20 protein-coding genes are annotated in these 25,090 nt (G+C 71.9%); 10 read left to right on the top strand and 10 right to left on the bottom strand.

From position 1 onward, the window contains the following. Positions 1–19 precede the first annotated feature (19 nt). From AB0L59_RS12265 to AB0L59_RS12240, 6 genes are all read left to right on the top strand, one after another. Positions 20–1,237, top strand: coding sequence for a CapA family protein (locus AB0L59_RS12265; RefSeq protein WP_365581996.1), 1,218 nt, complete (start codon positions 20–22; stop codon positions 1,235–1,237). Between the two features lie 219 nt (positions 1,238–1,456). Beyond that, entirely contained in the window at positions 1,457–3,703 is a 2,247-nt protein-coding gene (locus AB0L59_RS12260) for a HAMP domain-containing protein (protein ID WP_365581994.1), read from the top strand. Between the two features lie 6 nt (positions 3,704–3,709). After that, positions 3,710–5,341, top strand: coding sequence for a poly-gamma-glutamate synthase PgsB (gene pgsB / locus AB0L59_RS12255; RefSeq protein ID WP_365581992.1), 1,632 nt, complete (start codon positions 3,710–3,712; stop codon positions 5,339–5,341). Continuing rightward, positions 5,338–5,820 (top strand): poly-gamma-glutamate biosynthesis protein PgsC/CapC, encoded by a 483-nt coding sequence (locus tag AB0L59_RS12250; RefSeq protein ID WP_031169214.1) that lies wholly within the window; start codon positions 5,338–5,340, stop codon positions 5,818–5,820. Before pgsB ends, AB0L59_RS12250 begins: the two co-directional genes overlap by 4 nt. 36 nt (positions 5,821–5,856) lie before the next feature. Then, positions 5,857–6,909, top strand: a complete 1,053-nt coding sequence (locus AB0L59_RS12245) for an NlpC/P60 family protein (RefSeq protein WP_365581990.1) — start codon at positions 5,857–5,859, stop codon at positions 6,907–6,909. Positions 6,910–6,955: 46 nt separating this feature from the next. Continuing rightward, positions 6,956–7,972, top strand: a complete 1,017-nt coding sequence (locus tag AB0L59_RS12240) for a hypothetical protein (protein WP_365581988.1) — start codon at positions 6,956–6,958, stop codon at positions 7,970–7,972. Between the two features lie 22 nt (positions 7,973–7,994). Here the strand turns inward: AB0L59_RS12240 and AB0L59_RS12235 are convergent, their stop codons facing one another. The 6 genes from AB0L59_RS12235 to AB0L59_RS12210 all read right to left on the bottom strand — a co-directional run bounded on the left by AB0L59_RS12235 (position 7,995) and on the right by AB0L59_RS12210 (position 16,129). Then, complete coding sequence (locus AB0L59_RS12235; RefSeq protein ID WP_365581987.1) at positions 7,995–8,864, bottom strand: GNAT family N-acetyltransferase; 870 nt, start codon at positions 8,862–8,864, stop codon at positions 7,995–7,997. 344 nt (positions 8,865–9,208) lie between these two features. Further along, positions 9,209–11,338: a 3-hydroxyacyl-CoA dehydrogenase NAD-binding domain-containing protein gene (locus AB0L59_RS12230; protein WP_365581985.1), complete on the bottom strand. Its 2,130-nt coding sequence runs from the start codon at positions 11,336–11,338 to the stop codon at positions 9,209–9,211. Then, entirely contained in the window at positions 11,335–12,552 is a 1,218-nt protein-coding gene (locus AB0L59_RS12225; RefSeq protein ID WP_365581984.1) for an acetyl-CoA C-acyltransferase, read from the bottom strand. The genes AB0L59_RS12230 and AB0L59_RS12225 overlap by 4 nt, the downstream gene beginning before the upstream one ends. Positions 12,553–13,007: 455 nt before the next feature. Beyond that, on the bottom strand, positions 13,008–14,297 hold the full coding sequence (locus AB0L59_RS12220) for a ribonuclease D (RefSeq protein ID WP_365581983.1): 1,290 nt from the start codon (positions 14,295–14,297) through the stop codon (positions 13,008–13,010). A 217-nt stretch (positions 14,298–14,514) separates the two neighbouring features. Further along, on the bottom strand, positions 14,515–15,171 hold the full coding sequence (locus AB0L59_RS12215) for a response regulator transcription factor (RefSeq protein ID WP_023545949.1): 657 nt from the start codon (positions 15,169–15,171) through the stop codon (positions 14,515–14,517). 280 nt (positions 15,172–15,451) lie between these two features. Further along, positions 15,452–16,129 carry a DUF3000 domain-containing protein gene (locus AB0L59_RS12210; protein ID WP_365581981.1) on the bottom strand — a complete coding sequence of 226 codons (678 nt, stop codon included), beginning with the start codon at positions 16,127–16,129 and terminating at the stop codon, positions 15,452–15,454. A 114-nt stretch (positions 16,130–16,243) separates the two neighbouring features. On the opposite strand from AB0L59_RS12210, the gene hemE reads away from it, so the two are divergent. Then, on the top strand, positions 16,244–17,302 hold the full coding sequence (gene hemE, locus AB0L59_RS12205) for a uroporphyrinogen decarboxylase (protein WP_365581979.1): 1,059 nt from the start codon (positions 16,244–16,246) through the stop codon (positions 17,300–17,302). 1 nt (position 17,303) lies between these two features. Here the strand turns inward: hemE and AB0L59_RS12200 are convergent, their stop codons facing one another. Further along, the gene (locus AB0L59_RS12200; protein ID WP_365581977.1) at positions 17,304–18,128 is read right to left on the bottom strand and encodes a rhomboid family intramembrane serine protease; all 825 of its coding nucleotides are present in this window, start codon (positions 18,126–18,128) and stop codon (positions 17,304–17,306) included. A 118-nt stretch (positions 18,129–18,246) separates the two neighbouring features. Between AB0L59_RS12200 and AB0L59_RS12195 the strand changes: the two genes are divergently transcribed. After that, positions 18,247–18,489: a hypothetical protein gene (locus AB0L59_RS12195; RefSeq protein WP_365582195.1), complete on the top strand. Its 243-nt coding sequence runs from the start codon at positions 18,247–18,249 to the stop codon at positions 18,487–18,489. Here the strand turns inward: AB0L59_RS12195 and AB0L59_RS12190 are convergent. Both AB0L59_RS12190 and AB0L59_RS12185 read right to left on the bottom strand, forming a co-directional pair. Continuing rightward, positions 18,486–19,880 (bottom strand): FAD-dependent oxidoreductase, encoded by a 1,395-nt coding sequence (locus tag AB0L59_RS12190; protein WP_365581975.1) that lies wholly within the window; start codon positions 19,878–19,880, stop codon positions 18,486–18,488. The two genes, AB0L59_RS12195 and AB0L59_RS12190, sit on opposite strands and share 4 nt — an antisense overlap. 27 nt (positions 19,881–19,907) lie before the next feature. Continuing rightward, a complete protein-coding gene (locus AB0L59_RS12185) occupies positions 19,908–20,915 on the bottom strand; it encodes a DUF4349 domain-containing protein (RefSeq protein ID WP_365581973.1) in 1,008 nt (335 codons plus the stop codon). Positions 20,916–21,072: 157 nt separating this feature from the next. On the opposite strand from AB0L59_RS12185, the gene hemG reads away from it, so the two are divergent. Together hemG and hemQ are read left to right on the top strand one after the other, a co-directional pair. Continuing rightward, entirely contained in the window at positions 21,073–22,593 is a 1,521-nt protein-coding gene (gene hemG, locus AB0L59_RS12180; protein WP_365581972.1) for a protoporphyrinogen oxidase, read from the top strand. 5 nt (positions 22,594–22,598) lie between these two features. Next, positions 22,599–23,330, top strand: coding sequence for a hydrogen peroxide-dependent heme synthase (hemQ, locus tag AB0L59_RS12175; protein ID WP_365581971.1), 732 nt, complete (start codon positions 22,599–22,601; stop codon positions 23,328–23,330). Between the two features lie 16 nt (positions 23,331–23,346). Here the strand turns inward: hemQ and AB0L59_RS12170 are convergent, their stop codons facing one another. After that, positions 23,347–24,993 (bottom strand): alpha/beta hydrolase, encoded by a 1,647-nt coding sequence (locus AB0L59_RS12170; protein WP_365581969.1) that lies wholly within the window; start codon positions 24,991–24,993, stop codon positions 23,347–23,349. Positions 24,994–25,090 lie beyond the last annotated feature (97 nt).

Genomic DNA, 25,090 nt, shown 5'->3' with positions numbered 1-25,090 from the left:
GTTGTATCAAGATATCCCGGTGAACAGACGCCGTGGCCGGACCCTGCTGTCCCTGCTGACCCCGCTCTCCCTGATCGCCGCCTCCGGCTGTGGCCTCCTCTCGGACGATGCCGGTGCCGGGGGCGGTGGGCGCTCCTTCACCGTCGCGGCCGCCGGGGACATCCTGATGCACCCCGAGCTGGTGGACCAGGCGCGCAAGGACGCCAAGCGGACGGGCCGGGGCGTGGACGGGCTCGACTTCGGGCCGATGATGGCCGGCATCAAGCCGGTGATCAGCAAGGCCGACCTGGCGATCTGTCACTTCGAGCCGGTGATGGGCCCGGCGAAGGGCCCGTTCGAGGGCTTCCCGGACTTCCAGGTGCCGCCGCAGCAGGCGACGACCATCAAGGACATCGGTTACGACACCTGTTCCACCGCCTCCAACCACACCCTCGACCACGGCTACGACGGAGTGAAGCGCACCCTCGACGCCCTGGACGCCGCCGGTGTGAAGCACACCGGCTCCGCCCGGACCGAGAAGGAGGCGCTCACCCCGCTGGTCATGGACGTCAAGGGCGTCAAGGTCGCGCAGATCTCCTTCGCCTACGGCTTCAACGAGCCGCACCAGCTGCCCAAGGACAAGCCGTGGCTGGCCAACCTGCAGGACCTCGGCCGGATCAAGGCCGCCGAGCAGCGGGCCCGCAAGGCCGGAGCCGAGGTGGTGATCCTTTCCCTGCACTGGGGCCGTGAGCACCATCCGGAGCCGTCCGCCTCGCAGATCTCCTTCGCCCGCCAGATCGCCCGGAACACCGGCATCAATCTGGTCATCGGCCATCACGCCCATGTCGTGGAGCCGATGGAGAAGGTCGACGGGACCTGGATCACCTACGGGCTGGGCAACCAGATCGCCCGGCACGAGGTGCCCACGGGCCTGACCGAGGAGGGGGTGATCGCCTGGTTCACCTTCACCGAGCGCGGCAAGGGCGACTGGGACGTCCAGCCGCGCTTCGAGCCGACGCTGCTGACGATCCCGCCGGACGCGGAGAACGTCCGCGACGGCGGCACCGCCGCCTACTCCGGCGACGACGTGCGGGACTACCGTCTGCTGGACGTGCCGGCCGCGCTGCGCGACGACCACGACCTCACCGCCACCCGGAGGGCGCGGCTGCGGCTGGCCTTCGAGCGCACCGAGGGCACCCTGCTGAACCGCGGCGCGGGCTCGGACGGCCTGAAGCCGCTCACCCCGCTGCCCGAGTAGCTGCCGAACGGCCCCGGTGTTTGTCCTAACTTGTCCGACGGTTGCGCGATGTTGCCTAGATCACGTCGGACTTACTGCAACTTAACGTCTCTCTTATCTGTCTGAGGTATCTGGGCGGGCCCTCACTGTCGGCGCGCCCGCAGCCCGCATTCACGAGAGGACCCTTCTGTGGCGCCACCGCCCCCGGCGCGGCAGCATCGAGCCCGCCGCCGAGCCGACATGTCGCTGATCGGCGGCATCCGACCGCCGATCGCGGTCCTCTCGGCGCTCCTGCTGACGCTCGCCGGAATCACGGCACTCGTGCTGGGCCGGGTCGACGACGCCGGCGTGCCGCGGGCGGTGCTGACCTCCCAGCAGCACTTCGCCGAGGACGGTGCCATCGCGCTGCGCGCCTCCATCGACGAGTCCGTCACCGACGTCACCCGCTCCGCCTCGCTGTTCAGCGCGGGGCAGCCGGTCTCCGGTGACGCCGTCCTCGACAAGCTCGGCAGCACCTACCAGAAGTGGATGGGCACCGCCGTCGTCGAGATCCGCACCGGCAAGCTGGTCGCGGCCCGCGGTGAGACGGTCCCGCTGACCTCCGTGGACCTCTCCTCCCTCAGCGGCGAGGGAGGCCTTGCCCCGCGCATGGTCCAGCTGAAGAACGGCGAGGTGCGGCTGCTGTCCTTCGGACTGCTGACCTGGCCGGGCAAGCCGCAGCTGCTGCTGGTGGCCTCCCGGAACCTGAAGTTCCCCGGCATCAGCCTCGGCCAGTTCCGCTCCATCGCCGTGGTCGACTCCAGCGGCACCATCCTCAGCAGCGACGGCATCGCCGATCCCGAGTCCGCGCGCAACAGCATCGACCGCAAGGACCTCACGGACTCCCGCAAGCAGCTGAAGGACTTCGCCCAGCAGGCGGCCCGCAAGGCGCTCCAGGACCCGCGCAGCAGCAAGGACCCCGGCACCGGCGGCTACCAGGGCGTCAGCGGCAGCCTGCTCGGCGGCAAGCTGGTCGGCGACCGGTCCGTGGCCGGATACGCCACGCTCGCCGCGGCCCAGCCGGGCGAGGTCACCACCGCCAGCGGGCTCGGCCTGTCCGTGGTCGCGATGGTCAAGGTGACCGAGGAGTCCGCCCGGGCCGGCTCCCCGGTGCTGGGACTGGCGGTGGCCGGCGCCCTGCTCGTGGTGGGTGCCCTGGCCGTGGCGGTGCTGCTGGGCACCGTGCAGCGCCCGCTCATCCGGCTGTTCCTGGAGTCCCGCCGGCTCACCCGCGGCGACCTGACCCGGCCCGTCACCGTCCCCGGCTACGGCGAGGCGCACCGCATCGGCGGCGCCCTGGAACGGCTGCGCCGGCAACTGCTCGGCGAGAGCGCCGAGGCCACCGGCCCGGCCGAACGCCCGCAGGGCCTGCGCCGGGTGGGCACCGGCGCCCTCCTCGCGGTCTGCGCGGTGCTGCTGCTGGCCTGGTGCGCACCCCTGATGCTGCTGGTCAACCGGGCCGACAACACGGCCGAGATACCCCGCCAGCTCGTCAACGACCAGCGCGAACGCACCGACACGCTCAGCGACCGGGTGCGCCGGGCGCTCAACGAGGGCGACGCCGACCTCCAGTCGGTCGCCTCCCTGATCGGCGACAAGACCTCGCCCGAGGCCATGGAGACCGTGCTGGAGCGCACCTACAACGAGAACCGGCGCTACCGCTCCCTGTACGTCGTCGACGCACACGGCGCCATCCAGGCCCGCGAGGGCAAGAAGCCGAAGGTGATCCAGTCCGACCGGGTCTCCGGCAAGCCCCTGCGGCTGCTTGGCCGCGGCGGCAAGGAGCCCGTGGTCGTCGCCTCCGCCGAGATTCCCGGCCGGAACGGAGCCCAGCTGATCGGCGAGTTCCGCGTCGAGTTCTTCAACGCCCTGCTGACCCGGCCGGGCCTCGGCGTGGTCCGGCTCGTGGACGACCGGGACAAGGTCATCGGCGGCAACACCGGCTTCCTCGCCTTCCAGTCGCTGCCCGACGACCACCTGAAGGACCTTGTCGAGGCCAGCGCCCAGCGGCTCGGCAAGAAGCCGCGCTCCAACGGCGTGCTGTACCGGGGGGAGAACGGGGTGCGGATCGCCGCCGCCGCGCCGTTCTCCGGCAGCGGATCGGCCGAGTCGCTCGGCTGGAGCGTGGTCAGCTGGCAGCCCGTCGACCGGCTCGCCCTCCCGGAGTACGACGCCCAGAACCGCACCGTCCTCGCGGGTCTGCTCGGCGCCGCCGCAGCCGTCGCCTGCCTGGGCTGGCTGCACATCGTGGTGGCCCGGCCGCTGCGCACCCTGGCCGACCGGGCCGAGGCGCTGGCCGGAGGCGACCGCAAGAACGTGCTCTTCCCGCAGCACCACGACGAGGTCGGCGCCGTCACCCGCTCCCTGGAACTCATCCGGCAGCAACTGCAGGACCAGCGCCGCCAGCAGCCCCGCCGTACCCCGCCTCAGCAGTACACAAGGAACTGATCACCCGTGCTCTTCCTCTACGCCGTGCTGCTCGTCTGCTGCGCGATACTGCTCGTCGCGGGCATCGTGGAGCAGCGGCGGCACTTCGCCAACCTGGACCACATACCCACCCGGGTCCTGGTCAACGGCATCCGCGGCAAGTCCTCCATCACCCGGCTGTGCGCGGGCGCCCTGCGCGGCGGAGACCTGGTCACCATCGCCAAGACCACCGGCACCGCGGCCCGGTTCATCCACCCGGACGCCACCGAGGAGCCGGTCTACCGCAAGTTCGGCATCGCCAACGTGGTCGAGCAGATCGGCATCGTGCGGCGTGCCGCCGCGTACAAGCCGGACGCGCTCGTCATCGAGTGCATGGCCGTCATGCCGGCCCTGCAGGAGATCAACCAGTCCAAGCTGATCCGCTCCACCATCGGCGTGCTGTGCAACGTCCGCGAGGACCACCTCGCCGAGATGGGCCCCACCCTGGACGACGTGGCCCGCTCGCTGTGCCGCTCGATGCCCGAGGACGGCATCTGCGTCACCGCGGAGAAGGACCGCTTCCACATCCTCCAGGAGGAGGCGGACGCCCGGAACTGCAAGCTGATCTACGCCGACCCGGAAACGGTCACCGACGAGGAGCTGCGCGGCTTCAGCTGGTTCACCTTCAAGGAGAACGTGGCCATCGCCCTCGCCGTCGCCGAACTCCTCGGCGTGGACCGGGAGACGGCCCTGCAGGGCATGTACGACGCCCCGCCGGACCCCGGTGTCCTCTCCGTCGAGCGCTATCTGACGCACGAGGGCAAGAAGCTGCGCTTCGCCAACGTCTTCGCGGCCAACGACCCCGAGTCGACGCTGATGAACATCAACCAGCTGCTCGACCTCGGCGCCATCCACCGCCCGCTCAACGTGGTCATCAACTGCCGCCCCGACCGCGTCGAACGCAACGGGCAGATGGGCGAGATCATCCCCGACCTCGACCCCGAGCGCGTCTTCGTCATCGGCCACCCGGCCAAGTCCGCCATCGACGCCATCCCCGCCGAGTTCCGCTCGCGCGCCGTCGACCTGGGCGGCGACAAGCGCGACCCCGAGGAGTTCATGGGCAAGATGCTGGACATGCTCGGCCAGGACTCGTCGATGGTCGCGATCGGCAACATCCACGGCCAGGGCGAGATCCTGCTGGAGCACCTCGCCGAACTGCCGCCGGACGAGAGCGCCGACGAGCCCGTGGCCGGGGCCCGGGCCGGCCGGTCCGAGCCGGCACCCGCGGCCGACTCCTCCGAGACCATGCAGCTGTACGCGCCCCGCATCGACCCGTACCAGCACTACTCGGAGGCGTACGAGACGCGGTACGCGCACCAGCAGCCGTACGTCCCGCGGATCCCGCCGCAACGGGACGCCGGACAGCCCCACCCGCACCAGGAGCCGGCGCGCCGGTCCGGGTACGACCAGGCGCAGGCGTACGAGACCTCGTACGACACCTGGACCGAGCCCCAGCCGTACCACGACGGCGGGCCCGCCCCCGCCCTGCCGCAGGCACCCTCCGACAGCGACCGGGCGCCCGAACCGGCCCAGCCCCGGGGGCTGTTCGAACCCCGCCTCCCGCCCCAGCCTCCCGAAGACGACAGCCAGCAGTGGCACAGCCCAGGAGAACAGCGTTGATCCCCTCCGTCCTCACCCCCGAGATCGCCGCGATCGGCATCGGCCTGGGCCTGATGTTCTCGCTCATGTGCTACCTGACGACCAACCTCTCGCCGGGCGGCATGATCACGCCGGGCTGGCTCGCGCTCACCCTCATCGAGGACCTCCAGCGGGCCGCGCTGGTGGTCGGCGTCACCGTGCTGACCTACCTCGCCACGCTGCTCATGCAGAAGTTCGTGATCCTGTACGGCAAGCGGCTCTTCGCGGCCGTCGTGCTGAGCGGTGTGCTCATCCAGGCCACCGTGATCATCGTGCTGCAGATGGAGTTCCCGCTGCTGTACGCCAACCAGACGCTCGGCTTCATCGTCCCCGGCCTGATCGGCTACCAGCTGGTCCGCCAGCCCAAGGGCGCGACCCTGCTGTCCGTCGCCTCGGTCTCGCTCGCCACCTACGTGGTGCTGACCGCCGGCATCCTCCTGGGCGCCATGCCGACCGCCTGACCCCGCCCCATCCGACGCATTCCTGGAGCCCCCACCATGCCGAAGCGCAAAGGCCGCCCCGTCGTCCACACGGTGACGGTCCTGGCGCTGCTCGCGGGCAGCGCCTACTTCACCTACGAGCTGCGCAAGGACGAGCAGGCCAAGCTCCCGGCCGCCCAGACGATCACCGAGAACCTGCAGACCTCGGGCAAGGCGACCGGGAAGCAGACCTGGGAACGGCTGAACAACCCGGCGCGCTCGGTGCTGCGCGACGGCAAGGGCGCGGTCATCGCCACCTTCACGGACGGCGCCCGTACCGCCACCCTCAAGGGCCCGACGCGGACCTTCAGCGAACCCGCCAACACCACCACCAAGGTGGTCACCGACGACTGGGTCCGCCTGATGCCGGAGACCTGGACCAAGGGTTCCGAGAAGCAGCAGTGGTTCAAGGACTGGTTCAAGCAGTACTACGGCAGCGAGGAGGACGACGTCTTCGCGTTCGCCTTCCAGTACATCGTGGGTGCGCCGGCCAAGAAGGACGACCAGGGCATCCAGTACGCCGGCCACGCGTACTACGGCCCCCTCAAGACCGACGGCGTCGACCGCTACGAGCAGACCGACTTCTACGACTACCTGGGCATCCCGTACACCTTCCGGGACGGGGTCACCAAGTACCCGCAGAAGGACCGGCTGCGCTCCGTGGACTGCTCCGGCTATCTGCGCCTGGTCTACGGCTACCGGGCCCGCTACCCGCTGATGTCCGACAACGACCACGGCGACGGGCTGCCGCGCACCGCGGACGGCATGGCCCGCGGCAAGGAGGGCGTGGACATCATCAAGCTCCAGGGCCCGAGCCCCTGGTACGTCCGGCCGCAGAACATCGACGTCCTGCAGCCCGGCGACCTGCTCTTCTTCAAGATGGACCACCGCACCGGCAACCACATGGACCACTCCGCGATCTACCTCGGCCCGGACACCGAGGGCCACAAGGTGTTCATCTCCAGCCGCAAGGAGCAGAACGGGCCGACGATCGGCGACCAGGGCGGTGTCTCGCGCCTGGACGGAAACGGCTTCTACGCCGGGTTGTTCCGCAGCGCGAAGCGGCTGTGAGCAGACGGGCGCGGGCCGTTCCGGACGCACGGCATAGAGTGAACCGGTGAACGGCGACTGGCTCCTGCGCGGCCGAGACGGCCGGCTCAGTGTCTACCAGCTGTCGGGCGACGCCGTCCTGTGCCGGGCGGAGCGCGAGCCCGGCGGCCCCTGGACCACCCCGCGCACGGTGGGCGGCGACCAGACGCTGCATCCCGTCCTGGCGGTCGGCCAGGGCGCCGACGGCTATGCCCACCTCGTCTCCTGGCGGCCCACTGTCAAGGGCGAGTCGGGCCTCGTGCACTCCACCCACTTCCGCCCGCGCCTGGCGGCCCTGGACTGGAACCCGCTCGGCCACCCGCTGAAGAAGGGCGAGCGCACCGGTACGCCCGCGGTCGCCGTCGACGCCCAGGGCCGCGCCCACGTCTTCGTGCCCGACGGCCAGGGCGGGGTGCGCCTGCTCGCGCAGAAGGAGAAGGGCGGCTGGGACCCCTGGCGGGACCTGAAGGGCCGCGAGGTGCTGGACGGACTGGCGGCGGTGACGGGGGAGTCCGGCAGGGTCGAGCTGTACGCGACCGTCCCCGACGGGCTCCTCCACTGGCGCCAGGAGGAGGCGGGCGCCGAGCCGGTCCTCACGGACTCCCTGCAGGCCCCGGTGCGCCCGGGCAGCCTGTACGCCCTCGCCACCTCGCCCGAGAGCACAACCGTTTACTACACGAACACCTCAGGTGACCTGTGCGCCTGGCGCCCCGGCGGCAAGCCGGCCACCCTGCTGCCCTCGGCCGGCCACGGCCCGGTCTCCGCGGTCCGCTGCGCCCTCGACGGCCACGACTGCACCCTGCTCGCCCAGCGCTCGGCGAGCGGCCGCGTCGCCTTCGCCGCCCACCCCACCGAGCTGGAGTCGGCGGGTGCCTGGTGGAGCGAGTCGGGCCCGCGGCTGCCGGTGGACGCACGGGTGTCCCTGACGACGGACGAGGACGACCGGGTCGTGGCGGCAACGTTGTCCCCGTCGACCGGCCAACTCCTGCTGACCCGGCGGAAGGACGAGCCGGGCCTGGCGCTGGAGGCGTGGCGGCAGGTCTGAGCAGGTGTTTGCGCCAACCCGCTCACGGTGTGCCGTACGCGAAGTCGTAGGCGGCCCAGTCGGTGATCGGGCGGTACCCGACGCGCCGGTAGAGGGCGTTGCTGGTGGGGTTGGCCGCGTTCGTGAACAGCACGACCTCCTTCGCGCCTGCGGCGCGCGCGGCGCGGCTGACCTCGACCGTCACGGCGCCCGCGTAGCCGCGACCGCGCAGGTGGGCCGGGGTGTAGACGGGGTCCACCCGGACCTGGCCGCCGACCATCGGGTTCAGGCCCGCCATGGAGACGGGCGTGCCGTCCGGGGTCTCCCAGAAGGTGTAGCGCTTCTCGGCGAAGCGGGTGCCGTCCCAGGAAGCGGCGTCAATGGAAACGGCTTCCCCGACGTCCTCTGCGAACTCCCGGCACCAGCGCATGAGGTGCTCGTGGTCCGGCTCGCCCGCGAGCCGGCCCCGGCCCGGCGGGAACGGCTCCGGCGGGGTGAGCGTGCCGAGGCGGTACAGGTGGAGCCGGACGCGGAGCGTCGGCGTCGCGCCTGCGTGCCGCTGCCAGGCCTCGGCGAAGGCAGTGGCGGTGTTGTGGTCCGCGCTGATGGAGCGAAGGCAGTGCCCGAGGGCAACCAGGTGTTCGGCGAGGGTGCCGGCCTGCTCGGGGGTCAGCGGGGTGACGCCCAGCCCGCCGGACGGTAGGCGGTAGAAGGTGGCGCCGACCTCGCCCGCTCGCTCCAGCCGGCCGACGACGGTGCCGGCGCCCCCGTAGGCGTCCGCACCGCGTGTGCGCAGTTTCTCGAGCACCGTCAGCTGCATGGTGTGCAGCGCGGGGCGCGAGCACAGGAAGTCGTTGGCGTGGGAGAGGAATTCGTCGATGTCTTCGGTGAGGTGCCAGGCATCCGGGCGCATCCTTCATGATCCCGCATGCATTCGACGCCGGGGAACCCCCGCGGGCGGTGATCCGACGACCTTGCGGACGGACAGGACGTCCTCAAGAGGAGGGCCACGAAGGCCGGGAGGGCCGGGAGGCCGTCAGAAAGGCTGCTCCCTGCGGATCCGGAGCGCCGTCCGCAAGACGGGGATCAGGGCGCTGTGTCCGGAAGGCACGGCCCCGCACGCCTGCCGCGTCCCCCGGGGCGCGGTCCGAACCCTCGAGCCGGTCAGGCGATGGCGGACGAAGGCCGAGACACGGGAACGCCGGGTGTGCGCACCCCCGACAGGAGCGCGCACACCCGGCGTTCACCGGCGGAGCGTTACGCCGGGACGCTCGCCACGCCCGGCTCCAGGAACGTCTTGCCGTTCACGCGCTCCGAGACGCCCTCGCGGTCCAGGTACGGCGTGATGCCGCCCAGGTGGAAGGGCCAGCCGGCGCCCGTGATCAGGCACAGGTCGATGTCCTGGGCCTCGGCGACGACGCCCTCGTCGAGCATGAGCCCGATCTCCTGCGCCACCGCGTCCAGGACGCGGGCACGGACCTGCTGCTCCGTCAGGACGCTGTCGCCCTGCTTCAGGAGCGCCGCGACCTCAGGGTCCAGCTCCGGCTTGCCGCTGTCGTAGACGTAGAAGCCGCGCTTGCCCGCCTCCACGACCGCCTTGAGGTTCGGGGAGACCTTGAAGCGGTCGGGGAAGGCCCCGTGCAGGGTCTCCGAGACGTGCAGGCCGATCGCGGGACCCACCAGCTCCAGGAGCACCAGCGGGGACATCGGCAGACCGAGCGGCTCCACGGCCTTCTCCGCGACCTCGACCGGGGTGCCCTCGTCGATGACGTTCTGGATCTCGCCCATGAAACGGGTCAGGATGCGGTTCACGACGAACGCCGGGGCGTCCTTGACCAGAACCGCGGTCTTCTTCAGCTTCTTGGCGACGGCGAACGCGGTCGCGAGCGAGGCGTCGTCGGTCTTCTCGCCGCGGACGATCTCCAGCAGTGGCAGGACCGCGACCGGGTTGAAGAAGTGGAAGCCGACGACCCGCTCGGGGTGCTTCAGCTTCGACGCCATCTCCGTCACCGACAGCGAGGAGGTGTTGGTCGCGAGGATCGCGTGCGCCGGGGCGACCGCCTCGACCTCCGCGAACACCTGCTGCTTGACGCCGATCTCCTCGAAGACGGCTTCGATGACGAAGTCCGCGTCCGCGAAGCCCTCGGCCTTGTCCAGGACACCGGTGACCAGCGCCTTGAGGCGGTTGGCCTTGTCCTGGTTGATCCGGCCCTTGCCGAGCAGCTTGTCGATCTCGGAGTGGACGTAGCCCACGCCCTTGTCGACGCGCTCCTGGTCGATGTCGGTCAGCACGACCGGCACCTCGAGGCGGCGGAGGAAGAGGAGGGCGAGCTGCGAAGCCATGAGGCCCGCGCCGACCACGCCGACCTTGGTGACCGGACGCGCCAGGTTCTTGTCGGGGGCGCCCGCGGGACGCTTGCCGCGCTTCTGGACGAGGTTGAACGCGTAGAGGCCGGCGCGCAGTTCGCCGCTCATGATCAGGTCCGCGAGGGCCTGGTCCTCGGCGTCGTAACCCTGCTGCAGGTCGCCGTTCTTGGCGGCGGCGATGATGTCGAGGGCGCGGTAGGCGGCCGGGGCCGCGCCGTGCACCTTGGAGTCGGCGATGAACCGGCCCCTGGCCACGGCCTGGTCCCAGCCCTCGCCGCGGTCGATCGCCGGACGCTCGACCTTGACGTCACCGTTGAGGACCTGCGCGGTCCACAGCAACGACTGCTCCAGGAAGTCCGCGCCCTCGAAGATCGCGTCGGCGATCCCGAGCTCGAAGACCTGCTTGCCCTTGAGCTGCTTGTTCTGGTTCAGCGAGTTCTCGGTGATCACCGAGACGGCCTTGTCGGCGCCGATCAGGTTCGGCAGCAGGGTGCAGCCGCCCCAGCCGGGGACCAGGCCGAGGAAGACCTCGGGGAGCGAGAACGCGGGGACGGCCTTCGACACCGTGCGGTAGGTGCAGTGCAGACCGACCTCGACACCGCCGCCCATCGCCGCGCCGTTGTAGTAGGCGAAGGTCGGGACGGCCAGGCCGGACAGGCGCTTGAAGACGTCGTGGCCGCCCTTGCCGATGGCCAGCGCGTGCTCGTGCTCCCTGAGGATCTCCACGCCCTTGAGGTCGGCGCCGACCGCGAAGATGAACGGCTTGCCGGTGATGCCGACACCGACGATCTCGCCGTCCGCCGCCTCCTTCTCGACCTGGTCGACGGCGGCGTTCAGGTTCGCCAGCGAGCCGGGGCCGAAGGTGGTCGGCTTCGTGTGGTCGAAACCGTTGTCCAGCGTGATCAGCGCGAAGCGCCCCGCGCCGAACGGCAGGTCGAAGTGGCGTACGTGCGCCGACGTCACGACCTCGTCGGGGAACAGGCCCGAGGCCTGCTTCAGAAGCTCGGCGGTGGTGCTCACTTGTCCCCCTCGAAGTGCGGGTTCTCCCAGATGACCGTCGCGCCCATGCCGAAGCCGACGCACATGGTGGTCAGGCCGTAGCGGACGTGTCGCTGCTCCTCGAACTGGCGGGCCAGCTGCGTCATCAGACGGACGCCGGAGGAGGCCAGCGGGTGACCGAAGGCGATGGCGCCGCCGTACTGGTTGACGCGCTCGTCGTCGTCCGCGATGCCGTAGTGGTCGAGGAAGGCCAGGACCTGGACGGCGAAGGCCTCGTTGATCTCGAACAGGCCGATGTCGGAGATGGACAGGCCCGCCTTGGCGAGGGCCTTCTCCGTGGCCGGGATCGGGCCATAGCCCATGACCTCCGGCTCGACGCCCGCGAAGGCGTAGGAGACGAGCCGCATCTTCACCGGCAGGTTGTTCTCGCGGGCGAAGTCCTCGGAGGCGATGATCGAGGCGGTCGCACCGTCGTTCAGACCGGCCGCGTTGCCTGCGGTGACCCGGCCGTGGACGCGGAACGGCGTCTTGAGGTTCGCCAGGTTCTCCAGGGTGGTCCCCGGGCGCATCGGCTCGTCGGCGGTGACCAGGCCCCAGCCGGTCTCGCCGGCCTCGGGGCTGGTGCGGCGCACCGAGATCGGCACCAGGTCCTGCTGGATCTTGCCGTTGGCGTACGCCTTGGCGGCCTTCTCCTGCGAGCGCACCGCGTACTCGTCGGCGCGCTGCTTGGTGATCTGCGGGTAGCGGTCGTGCAGGTTCTCCGCGGTCATGCCCATGAACAGGGCGGACTCGTCGACCAGCTTCTCCGAGACGAACCGCGGGTTCGGGTCCACGCCCTCGCCCATCGGGTGGCGGCCCATGTGCTCGACACCACCGGCGATGACGGCGTCGTAGGCACCGAAGGCGATCGAACCGGCGGTGGTCGTCACGGCGGTCAGGGCGCCGGCGCACATGCGGTCGATCGAGTAGCCGGGCACGGACTGCGGCAGGCCCGCGAGGATGCCGGCCGTGCGGCCCAGGGTGAGGCCCTGGTCACCGATCTGCGTGGTCGCGGCGATGGCGACCTCGTCGATCTTCTTCGGGTCCAGACCGGGGTTGCGGCGCAGCAGCTCCCGGATCGCCTTCACGACGAGGTCGTCGGCGCGGGTCTCGTGGTAGATGCCCTTCGGGCCCGCCTTGCCGAACGGGGTGCGGACGCCGTCGACGAAGACGACGTCCCTGACGGTACGAGGCACGATGGCTCTCCTCCAGGGTGCGGGATGGCACTGCTGCGGCACGCATGCACTGAGCGCGCGCTCAGCACCATGCTACTTACGAGTAACGTGACTGCCCAGTCCCCCCGGCTGGAGCGGTGAACGTCACACCACCGGGGATGGGTCTTGTCACGCCGATGCCAGGGGTCCGCGTGGTGCCGGCTCGAGGATGGCCACTGCCGCCGAGCGGCCGACAGCAGAGCGCGTGTCGCCCGCGCCCCGGACTCGCCGGAGAAACCGGCCGCCGCCTGTCACGCCCCGGGGGGCCGGTTCCCGGCGTGCCCTTGCCCGCTCGAACGGCGCCACGCCGATGAGGGACGGTCGCCCGCCCATTCTGCGGGCCGGCCCAGGATCTTGGCGTGATCTCGACGTCCCTACGGCGCCCAGGGGGAGATCGTCGCGGCGGGACGGTTCCCGCGAGGAGCGACCGGGTGAGGCTAGGCGGCCTTCGCCGCCAGCGCCCGCACCAGCACCGGCGCCACCAGCTCCACCTGCCATGCCCGCGCGCCGTATCCGGCCAGCGCGACCTCCACGGACCCGGTGTCGACCGCCTTCGGCGGCTCCCAGCAGATCCGCCGCACCGTGTCCGGGGACACCAGGTTCTCCTGCGGCATGTTGAGCTGCTCGGCAAGAGCCGTCACCCCGGCCCTTGCCGCGGACAGCCGAGCCGCGGCAGCCGGGTCCTTGTCGGCCCAGGCCCGCGGCGGCGGAGGCCCGGTGACCGGTTGCCCCGGCTGCGGCAGCGCACTGTCGGGCAGGGCCTTGGCCCGGTCCACGGCCGCCTGCCACTGCTCCAGCTGCCGCCGCCCCATCCGGTGCCCGAACCCGTTCAGCCCGGCCAGCACGTGCACATTGCCCGGCAGGGCGAGCGCCGCCTCGACGATGGCCGCGTCGCTCAGCACCTTGCCCGGCGACACGTCCCTGCGCTGCGCGATGCGATCCCGCGTCTCCCACAGCTCCCGTACGACCCCGAGCTGCCGGCGCCTGCGCACCTTGTGCATCCCGGACGTACGACGCCAGGGGTCCTTGCGCGGCTCGGTCGGCGGCGCGGCCGCGATCGCGTCGAACTCCTGCAGGGCCCACTCCAGCTTGCCCTGCCGGTCCAGTTCCTTCTCCAGGGCGTCACGCAGGTCGACGAGGAGCTCCACGTCGAGCGCGGCATAGCGCAGCCACGGCTCGGGCAGCGGCCGGGTCGACCAGTCGACGGCGGAGTGCCCCTTCTCCAGGACGAAGCCGAGGACGTTCTCCACCATGGCGCCGAGGCCGACCCGGGGGAACCCGGCGAGCCGGCCGGCCAGCTCGGTGTCGAAGAGGCGGGTGGAGACCATGCCTATCTCGCGCAGGCAGGGCAGATCCTGGGTGGCCGCGTGCAGCACCCACTCGACGCCGGACAGCGCTTCGCCGAGCCCGGACAGATCGGGGCAGGCCACGGGGTCGATCAGCGCGGTCCCGGCGCCCTCGCGGCGCAGCTGCACCAGATAGGCGCGCTGGCCGTAGCGGTAGCCGGAGGCGCGCTCGGCGTCGACGGCGACGGGGCCTGAGCCCGCGGCGAAGGCGGCGATCACCTCGGCGAGGGCGGCCTCGTCGGTGATGACCGGCGGAATGCCCTCGCGGGGTTCGAGCAGCGGTGTCGGCGCCTCCGTCACAGAAGATCCGGCGTCGTCCGGAGGGGTGCCTCCGGTGGTGCGCAGGGAGCTGTCTGCTGCGGTCTCTTGGGCGTCGGTCACCTGTCAAGGGTATCCGTGTGTGGACGGCGCCCGTCGACGGAACGTTCCGTCGACGGGCGCGGAAGGGTCGTAAACCAGTCAGGTCGGGGAAAGGCGGGGTTCACGTCAGGGAGGCGTCGGCTGGTCTGATCGGCTCAATGAACGGGTCGATGAGCGGCTCGCTGACACGGCTCGGGAGCGGTTCGGCAATCGGTCCGGCGACCGGCTGGGGTTCGGCTCAGTGGATGATCCCGGTGCGCAGGGCCACGGCCACCATGCCGGCCCGGTCACCGGTGCCCAGCTTGCGGGCGATGCGGGCGAGGTGGCTCTTGACGGTCAGTGCGGACAGACCCATGGAGACGCCGATCGCCTTGTTCGACTGCCCCTCCGCGACCAGCCGCAGCACCTCGACCTCGCGTCCGGACAGTTCGCGGTAGCCGCCCGGGTGGCTCGGGGCGCCCGGGGGGCGGCGGTGCATGCGGGCGGCACCGAGCGGAGCGGCGCCGGGCCGGGTGGGCAGGCCGATGTTGGTGCGGGTGCCGGTGACGACGTAGCCCTTGACCCCGCCCGCCAGGGCGTTGCGCACTGCGCCGATGTCGTCGGCGGCGGACAGCGCCAGCCCGTTGGGCCAGCCCGCGGCGCGGGTCTCGGACAGCAGGGTCAGGCCGGAGCCGTCGGGCAGGTGGACGTCGGCGACACAGATGTCGCGCGGGTTGCCGATGCGGGGACGAGCCTCCGCGATGGACGAGGCCTCGATGACGTCGCGCACGCCGAGCGCCCACAGATGGCGGGTGACGGTGGAACGCACGCGCGGGTCGGCCACGACCACCATGGCGGTCGGCTTGTTCGGGCGGTAGGCGACCAGGCTTGCGGGCTGCTCGAGGAGAACGGACACCAGGCCTCCTGGGTGGGGGGACGGGGCCGGCTTGTGGGGAGGAAGCCGGGACGAACCGTGCTTTCAAGGTCACAGTCGTCTTCGGCAGCAAACTCGTCCGCCTTTAGAGAATGATCACGATCTAGTGAGTAACAATCTGTGCAATTCGGACACGCGATCGATCATCCGAAGATCGAGTCGGTTCGAGCGGATGCGATTCGGAGTCGGAAAGTGGCCGTATCGACAAAGGGATGGTCAATAAGGCGCCCATGTGGATGAAGCCGCGCTCAGGAGGCCTCGATCACCGTGGCTGGGGGCCCCTGCGCTGGGGCAGCGTCACCACCGAGGTATCGCCCGGACCGGCCGGCGGCAGCCCCGCGACCTGGGCCAGCAGGTCGGACCAGGAGGCCAGGTGGGAGCCGGTGTCCGGCACCCCGCCGAGCCCCTCGCGCGGCGTCCAGGACGCCCGGATCTCGATCTGCGAGGCGGGCCGCCGTTCGGACAGCCCGCCGAAGTAGTGCGAACTCGCGCGCGTGATCGTCCCGCTCGGCTCGCCGTAGCCCAGCCCGCGCGCCTGCAGCGCCCCGGTCAGCCACGACCAGCAGACCTCGGGCAGCAGTGGATCGGCCGCCATCTCCGGCTCCAGCTCCGCGCGCACCAGGGTCACCAGCCGGAACGTCCCCCGCCAGGCGTCGTGCCCGGCCGGATCGTGCAGCAGCACCAGGCGTCCGTCGGCGAGCTCCTGCTCCCCCTCGACCACCACGGCCTCCAGCGCGTACGCGTAAGGCGCCAGCCGCTGCGGGGCGGGCGTGGGCTCCACCTCGATCTGCGGCCGCAGCCGGCTGCTGCGCAGGGCTTCGACGGCGGCCTGGAAGACCGGCGGCCCGGGACTGCCGGAGCGCCGGTCCGCCTCCTCGGTGTCCTTCACGTCGTCCATTCCGTCAGCGCTGTCCGACATTCGTCCGTGAGCCGCAGCCATGCGGGGAAGAGTAAGGGGAACCGCGGCTTTGTGCAGGGCAAGACACAGTCCGGAGCCGCAGGCAGGCTCGACTCCGGGCGAAGTCCCGACCCGGCGGCATGCGAAACTTTCCCCGTGACCGCCAACGACAGCATGCAGCCGACAGCGACGTACGACAGCGCCTTCCTGAGGGCGTGCCGGCGCGAACCCGTGCCGCACACCCCGGTGTGGTTCATGCGCCAGGCCGGCCGCTCCCTGCCCGAGTACCGCAAGGTGCGCGAGGGCGTCCCCATGCTCGAGTCCTGCATGCGGCCCGAGCTGATCACCGAGATCACGCTGCAGCCGGTGCGCCGGCACCACGTGGACGCGGCCATCTACTTCAGCGACATCGTCGTCCCGCTGAAGGCCATCGGCCTCGGCCTCGACATCAAGCCGGGCGTCGGCCCGGTCGTGGAGGAGCCCATCCGCACCCGGGCCGACCTGGCCCGGCTGCGCGACCTCACCCCCGACGACGTCCCCTACGTCACCGAGGCGATCGGCCTGCTCACCAAGGAGCTGGGCGCCACCCCGCTGATCGGTTTCGCGGGCGCGCCTTTCACCCTCGCGAGCTACCTGGTCGAGGGCGGTCCCTCGCGGACCTACGAGAACGCCAAGGCGATGATGTACGGCGACCCCGAGCTGTGGGCCGACCTGCTGGACCGCCTGGCCGACATCACGGCCGCCTTCCTGAAGGTGCAGATCGAGGCCGGCGCGAGCGCGGTCCAGCTGTTCGACTCCTGGGTCGGCGCCCTCGCCCCGGCGGACTACCGGCGCTCGGTCATGCCCGCCTCCGCGAAGGTCTTCCGGGCCGTCTCCGGCTACGGCGTCCCGCGCATCCACTTCGGTGTGGGCACCGGTGAGCTGCTGCCGCTCATGGGCGAGGCCGGTGCGGACGTCGTCGGCGTCGACTGGCGCGTCCCGCTGGACGAGGCCCGGCGCCGCGTCGGTCCCGGCAAGGCGCTCCAGGGCAACCTCGACCCGACCGTCCTGTTCACCGACAAGGACACCGTGGAGACCAGGGCCCGCGAGGTGCTGGACGCGGCCGTCGGCCTGGAGGGCCACGTCTTCAACCTCGGCCACGGCGTCCTGCCGAACACCGACCCGGACGCGCTGACCCGGCTCGTGGAGTACGTCCACACCACGACCGCCCGCTGACTCACCAGGCGTGACGGGGCCGCGCCCGCCTGCCGAACAGCAGGCCGGGCGGCTCCGGCGGGGGCGGGGTGCCGGGCTTGAGCGGCCAGGCGAGCAGCATGCCCGCCACGAAGCCGACCACGTGCGCGGCGTACGCCACCGTGCCCGCCCCGGACACGCCGTGTCCGGACGAGTACACCGCCTGCAGGGCGAACCAGAAGCCCAGCACCAGCCAGGCGGGCAGCCTGAGCGGCAGGAAGACCAGGAACGGGACGAGGACCCACACCCGCGCCCTCGGCCACAACACGATGTAGGCGCCGAGGACCCCGGCGATCGCGCCGGACGCGCCGATCAGCGGGTCCCCCGACGCGTCGTTGAGCAGCGCGAAACCGTATCCGGCCGCGTAACCGCAGACGACGTAGAAGAAGAAGTAACGGACGTGGCCCATCCGGTCCTCGACGTTGTTGCCGAAGATCAGCAGGAAGAGCATGTTGCCGAGCAGGTGCAGCCAGCTGCCGTGCAGGAACATCGCCGTGAAGACCGACACCGGCGGCGACTTGTCGTAGCGGGGCGGGGCGACGACACAGCCCGGTCCGTGCGGGCCCACCCCTGTGCCTCCGGTCGGGACCAGCCGGGGCATCTGATGGTGGATCAGTTCTCTGGGGACCGCCGCGTAGTGGTCCATGAAGGCCTGCAGATGGCACAGCTGCGCCAGGTCGCTGCCGCCGGCCACGGAACCGGCTATCCCGGGCGTGGTGACGAACACCAGGAAGTTCGCGGCGATCAGGGCGTACGTCACCCACGGGGTGCGGCGCACCGGGTTCACGTCATGGACGGGGATGACCACACAGAAGTAGTGCCCGGGATACGGCGGCCGAATCGGTGAACGGCCCGGGGCGGAGGCGCGTATCTGTTCTCAACCGACGTGAGGACAGGCGATGACGAACGCTCCGCAGGTACAGCCGATGCAGGCGCTGCCCGATGGTGAGGCCGAGCTGGCTCTGGTGGTACGGATCCCCTGGGAGGATGTCGCGCGGCTCGGTCAGGAGGCGGGGCGGCTCGCCGCGCAGACGGGGCGGCCGGTGACGCTGGACGAGGCGGTCAGTTACCGGCTGCGGTCGACCCGCCCGACGGCCACCCACGCGAAGCCCGCCGGGGAGCAGCCGGCAGCGGTGTCCGCGTTGCCGCGGATCAGCGGGACGGCCTAGGAGACCCGCACCTTCGCCGCGGCCTTCCTCGCCGCCACCAGGACCGGGTCCCACACCGGTGAGAACGGCGGGGCGTAGCCCAGGTCCAGGGCCGTCATCTGTTCCACCGTCAGCTGCGCGGTCAGCGCGACCGCGGCGATGTCGACCCGTTTCGCGGCGCCCTCCCGGCCGACGATCTGGACGCCGAGCAGCCGGCCCGTGCGGCGCTCGGCGAGCATCTTGACCGTCATCGGGGAGGCGCCGGGGTAGTAGCCGGCGCGGCTGGTCGACTCGATGGTGACCGTCTCGTACCGCAGGCCCACCCGGTCGGCGTCCTTCTCGCGCAGGCCCGTCCGCGCGATCTCCAGGTCGCAGACCTTGCTGACCGCCGTGCCGACCACGCCCGGAAAGGTCGCGTAACCGCCTCCGACGTTGCTTCCGATGACCTGGCCGTGCTTGTTGGCATGGGTGCCGAGGGGGACGTACTGGTCCTGGCCGGAGACCAGGTTCAGCACCTCCACGCAGTCGCCGCCGGCCCAGACGTTCTCCTGGCCGCGCACCCGCATCGCGAGGTCGGTGAGCAGGCCGCCGTGGGCGCCGAGGGGCAGGCCCGCGGTCCTGGCGAGAGCGGTTTCCGGGCGGACACCGATACCGAGGATCACCACGTCCGCGGGGTACTCGGCGTCCTCCGTGGCCACGGCGCGGGCCCGGCCGTCCGCTCCGGTGAGGATCTTGGTGACCTCGGCGTCGTTCACCATGGTGATGCCGAGGCCCTCCATGGCCCGGTGCACCAGGCGGCCCATGTCGGGGTCGAGTGTCGACATCGGCTCTTCGCCGCGGTTGACGACCGTCACCTCGAACCCGCGGTTGATCAGCGCTTCCGCCATTTCCACACCGATGTAGCCGGCGCCCACGACCACCGCTGTGCGGCCACGCGCGCGTGCCAGCGTGTCCAGCAGGGCCTGGCCGTCGTCCAGGGTCTGCACGCCGTGCACCCCGGGTGCGTCCATGCCGGGCAGGTCCGGGCGGACCGGGCGCGCTCCGGTCGCGATGACGAGTTTGTCGTACGGCGTCCAGGACTCGGCGCCGGAAGCGACGTCACGCGCGCGTACCCGCCCGCCGGCCAGGTCGATCTCCGTGACCTCGGTGCGCAGCCGCAGATCGATCCCCCGCGCGCGGTGTTCCTCCGGGGTGCGGGCGATCAGGGCGTCCCGTTCGGAAACGTCGCCGCCCACCCAGTAGGGGATGCCGCAGGCCGAGAAGGAGGTGAAGTGGCCGCGTTCGAAGGCCACGATCTGCATCTCGCCGGGCTCCTTCAGCCGCCGCGCCTGCGACGCCGCGGACATGCCCGCGGCGTCGCCGCCGATCACGACCAGCCGTTCCGTTCCGCCCCGCCCACCGCTCACGCTCATGGGAACACGCTACGGGGCGGGGGCGGGTCAGTCCCGGCCGGACCCCTCCCCGGCGTCGGACCGCTCCCCGGCGGACTCCGGCGCCGGACGGGCCGGCGGCAGCGGGCCCAGCGCCGTCATCGCGGGCACGGGCCCGCCGTGGCGCGGCAGCCGGGGACGCACGACCCGCAGCCACAGCACCGTCAGCAGCGCCGCGCAGGCCAGGAACGGCAGAGCGGCGCCGAGCGCGAGGACGACCCAGCGCAACAGGGTGACGAACACGTGCCAGCCGCCCGACAGCGCGTCCACGACGCCGGGAGAGTCGTCACCGCCCGCCTTCCGCACCGGCTTCTCGGACAGCGACAGCGTGATGGTGGCGAGGCTCGTACGGTCCTTCAGGGACGCCTGCCGGGCCAGCAGCGACTCCAGGTCCGCCTGACGACTGCTCAACTCGCCCTCCAGAGCGACGACATCGCTCAGCTTGGTCGCCCGGCTCATCAGCGCGCGGATCCGGTCCACGCTGGCCCGCTGCGACTTCACGCGGCTGTCGACGTCCACGACCTGGTCGGTGACGTCCACCGCCTGGGCCGTACGGTCGATCAGCCTGCCCGTCCCCTGGAGCGCGGTGAGGACCTCGTCGTACCGGGCGCTGGGCACGCGCAGGACGACCCGGGTGCGCTCACGGCCGCCGGCGTCCCGGCTCGTGCTCTCCTTGCCGACGTAGCCGCCCGCGCCCTCGGCGGTGGCGCGGGCCCGGTCCAGGGCCTCGGGCACGTCCGCCACCTGAACGGTGAGGGAGGCGGTGCGGATGATCGCGCCGGGGGTGAGGTCGGGCGCCTTGGGAGACGACCCGGAACCGCCGGACCCGGCCTGGTCCGCCCCGCCCTGCCCGGCGGCCGCGACGGGGCCCTTCGCGGCCGACTTCGCCGAGTCACCGCCGCCCGAGTCGTCCGCGCCGCATCCGGCGAGCGCGAGGGAGCCGGCGAGCAGCAGCCCGGCCAGCGCCCGGAGAGAGCGTGCGGGCCGTGCGGAACGTGGTGTGCACTGTGTGCGCATGGGCGTACTCCCCGAGGGCCGAGACCTGAGACGCACCTACGACGGCCGGGCCCACGGGAACGTTGGGGCCGGATGGTTCCGAACCGGTCACGGTCCGGACTCGGCCCGGCCACCGGGGCGGCTCGGCGGTGTCAGTGGGGTCTGAGAGAGTGGGCGCATGAGCGCAACGGGTACGCGTACGGGACATGTCGTCGTCATCGGAGCCGGTATCGCGGGGCTGGCCGCCGCGCACCGGCTGCTGGGGCGCGGCGCGCGCGTGACCGTGCTGGAGGCCGCCGACCGGGTCGGCGGCAAGCTGCTGTCCGGCGAGATCGCGGGCGTCCGGGTCGATCTGGGCGCGGAGTCGATGCTCGCCCGCCGCCCCGAGGCGGTGACCCTCGCCCGCGAGGTGGGCCTCGCCGGGCGGCTCCAGCCGCCGGCCACGGCGACGGCCTCGATCTGGACCCGTGGGGCCCTGCGCCCCATGCCCAAGGGCCATGTGATGGGCGTGCCCGGCACCGCCGCAGCGCTCGCCGGTGTGCTGTCCGACGAGGGCCTCGCCCGCATCGAGCGCGACGCCGACCTGCCGCGCACGGAGGTGGGCGACGACGTGGCCGTGGGGGAGTACGTCGCCGCCCGGCTCGGCCGAGAGGTCGTCGACCGCCTGGTCGAGCCCCTGCTCGGCGGGGTGTACGCGGGTGACGCGTACCGCATCTCGATGCGCTCGGCCGTCCCCCAGCTCTTCCAGGCCGCCCGCGCCCACACCTCCCTCACCGAAGGGGTCCGCGAGATCCAGGCCAAGGCCGCGGCGAACCAGCAGACGGGCCCGGTCTTCATGGGTGTCGAGGGCGGCGTGGGCAGCCTCCCGCTCGCGGTCGCGGAGTCGGTGCGGTCACGCGGGGCAGAGATCCTCACCGGAACGCCGGTGCGGGAGCTGCGCCGCGAGGGCACAGAACCGGCGAGCGCCCCGGAAGGGGGTGCGGCGGAGGCGAGCACGGCGGCACCCGGGGGAGCGCACGCCACCTGGCGCGTCGTCGCCGGTGACCGCGTGCTGCACGCGGACGCGGTCGTCCTCGCCGTCCCCGCGGGCGTCGCCGCCGGCCTCCTGCGCGCCGAGGCCCCGGCCGCGGCGGCGGAACTCGCCGCTGTCGAGTACGCCTCGATGGCCCTGGTCACCCTCGCCTACCGGCGCGCGGACCTGAAGCTCCCGGAAGGCAGCGGCTTCCTCGTGCCCCCCGTCGACGGGCGGACCATCAAGGCCTCGACCTTCGCGTCCCAGAAGTGGGGCTGGATCGCCGAGGAGGACCCGGACGTGGTGGTGCTGCGCACCTCCGTGGGGCGGCACGGCGAGACCGAGATCCTCCAGCGGGACGACGCCGCCCTGGTGGAGGTCTCCCGGCACGACCTCGGGGAGGCCACCGGCCTGGACGCCGTGCCGCTGGAGAGCCGGGTCACCCGCTGGACCGACGGGCTGCCGCAGTACCCGGTGGGGCACCACGCGCGCGTGGCCCGCATCCGCGAGCACGTCGCCAAGCTGCCGGGCCTCGCGGTGTGCGGTGCGCAGTACGACGGCGTCGGCATCCCGGCGTGCGTCGCGAGCGCCCACGCGGCCGTCGACCAGCTCGGCGGCGACCCGAGCGGCGTCCGGGAGCTGACCGCCAACCCGGTGCAGAGCCTCCACGGCGGAGCGGGAGAATAGGGAGCATGAGTGACGACGCCCCCACCACCGAGTCCGGCAGGATCCCGAACAAGGGCAAGCTGGCCAAGGACCTCAACGAGGTCATCCGCTACACCCTGTGGTCGGTCTTCAAGCTGAAGGACGTGCTGCCGGAGGACCGCGCGGGTTACGCGGACGAGGTCCAGGAGCTGTTCGACCAGCTCGCCGCCAAGGACGTGACGATCCGCGGCACCTACGACGTCTCCGGCCTGCGCGCCGACGCCGACCTCATGATCTGGTGGCACGCCGAGACCAGCGACCAGCTCCAGGAGGCGTACAACCTCTTCCGCCGCACCAAGCTGGGCCGCGCGCTTGAGCCGGTGTGGTCGAACATGGCGTTGCACCGCCCGGCCGAGTTCAACCGCTCGCACATCCCGGCGTTCCTCGCCGACGAGACGCCCCGCAACTACGTGAGCGTCTACCCGTTCGTGCGCTCCTACGACTGGTACCTGCTCCCCGACGAGGACCGCCGCCGCATGCTCGCCGACCACGGCAAGATGGCCCGCGGCTACCCGGACGTGCGCGCCAACACGGTGGCCTCGTTCTCCCTCGGCGACTACGAGTGGATCCTGGCCTTCGAGGCCGACGAGCTGTACCGCATCGTCGACCTCATGCGCCACCTGCGCGGCTCCGAGGCCCGCATGCACGTCCGCGAGGAGATCCCGTTCTTCACGGGCCGCCGCAAGGACCTCAGCGACTTGGTGGCAGGCCTGGCCTGAGCGCGCCGCCGGGCTCCTAGCGCCGGCCACTGCGAGGAGACCCCCGCCGGGGCTCTTTCGCCGGCCCCACCGCCGGAGGCAGTCGGTGCGGCGCGCACGACGCGCGCCGCCCGGGCACACGGCCCTCCAGGAGGTACGCCTCGAGGTGGCCGTTGACGCAGGTGTTGGGGCCGCCCCCGATGCCGTGCGTGCCCGCGTCCCGCTCGGTCACCAGCACCGAGCCGGCCAGCCGCCGGTTCATCTCCAGGGCGCCCGGATACGGCGCCGCCGCGTCCCGCTCCGCCGCCAGGATCAGCACCGGCGGCAGCTCACCCGGCCCGGTCCGCACGTCCAGCGGCTGCTGCCGGGCCGCCGGCCAGTAGGCGCACGGCAGGTTCATCCACGCGTTGTCCCAGGTCTCGAAGGGGGCGACCCGCGCGAGGCGGGTGTTGTCCCGGTCCCACACCTTCCAGTCCGTCGGCCAGGGCGCGTCGTTGCACTCCACGGCCGTGTAGACCGCGCTGCTGTTCTCCGCCTCCGCGGCCGTCTCCGGCCTGGGCGCCGCCAGCCGTACCAGGAGCTTGGGGTCGCCGTGCAGATACGCCGAGAGGGCCGCGGCGCGGCTCGGCCAGAAGTCGTCGTAGTACCCGGCCGTCAGGAACGCGTTCTGCAGCTGCTCGGGGCCGACCTTCCCGCCGGCCGCCTTCCCGGCCAGCCGGTTCCGCGCGGTGTCGTAACTGCGCTGCACCTTCCCGGCGGTGTCACCGAGCCGGTAGACGTCGTGGTGGCGGGCGATCCAGTCCCGGAAGTCCGCCCAGCGGTCCTCGAACGCGGCCGACTGGTCGAGGTTGGTGCGGTACCAGATCTTCTCCGGGGCCGGGTTCACCGCCGCGTCCAGCACCATGCGCCGTACGTGCGTGGGGAACATCGCCGCGTACAGCGATCCGAAGTAGGTGCCGTACGACGCCCCCACGAACGTCAGCCGGTCCTCGCCCAGCGCGGCCCGCAGCACGTCGAGGTCCCGGGCGTTGTTCAGCGAGGTGAAGAAGCGCAGCTTGCTCCCGGAGCGCCGGGCGCAGCCGCGGGCGTAGGCCTTGGCCTGCGCGATGCGCTGCCGCTTGTACGCCTCGGAGGGGTGCGCTGGCGAGGCGGTGGGACCTTTGAAGAAGCGTTTCGGGTCCTCGCAGGACAGCGGCGCGGAACGGCCCACGCCGCGCGGGGCGTAGCCGACGAGGTCGTAGGCGGCGGCGATCCGCTTCCACGGCGGGAGCGCGCCGATCGCCGGGAAGTACACGCTGGACGCCCCGGGCCCGCCGGGGTTGTAGACGAGGGCGCCCTGCCGGGGAACCTTCCGCTTGCTGTTGCGCGGGTCCCTCTGCGTCGCAGGGATCCGGCTGACGGTCAGTTTGATCTGCGGGCCGTTCGGGCGGGCGTAGTCCAGTGGGACGGTCACCGTGCCGCACCGCAGACCCTTCGGCGCCTGCGGTACGTCGGCGCGGGAGCAGGCGCCGAAGTCGATGCCGGCCGTCCGTGCGCGGGCCACGGCCGCCTCGGCGCCGTGCAGCTCGGCCGTGCCGGGAGCACCGGCCGCCACCCTCCCGGCGGCCGCGTGGCCGGCCGGCGCGGCGGCCAGGGTGGTCAGGAGCAAGGACCCGGCGGCCGCGTACAGGGCGGCATCTCTCATCGCGTATCCCTTCGGTGCGGCGGCGAGGCACACGGCTGCCACGCTCCCGGCGACAACAAAAGGGATATTTCGTTCGGCCGACGGTGAAGGCAAGCAC

The organism is Streptomyces sp. NPDC052109 (assembly GCF_040680195.1).
Classification (GTDB): domain Bacteria; phylum Actinomycetota; class Actinomycetes; order Streptomycetales; family Streptomycetaceae; genus Streptomyces.
Note: the sequence above shows the minus strand (reverse complement) of the source record. Positions and strands in the feature narration are given on the sequence as shown.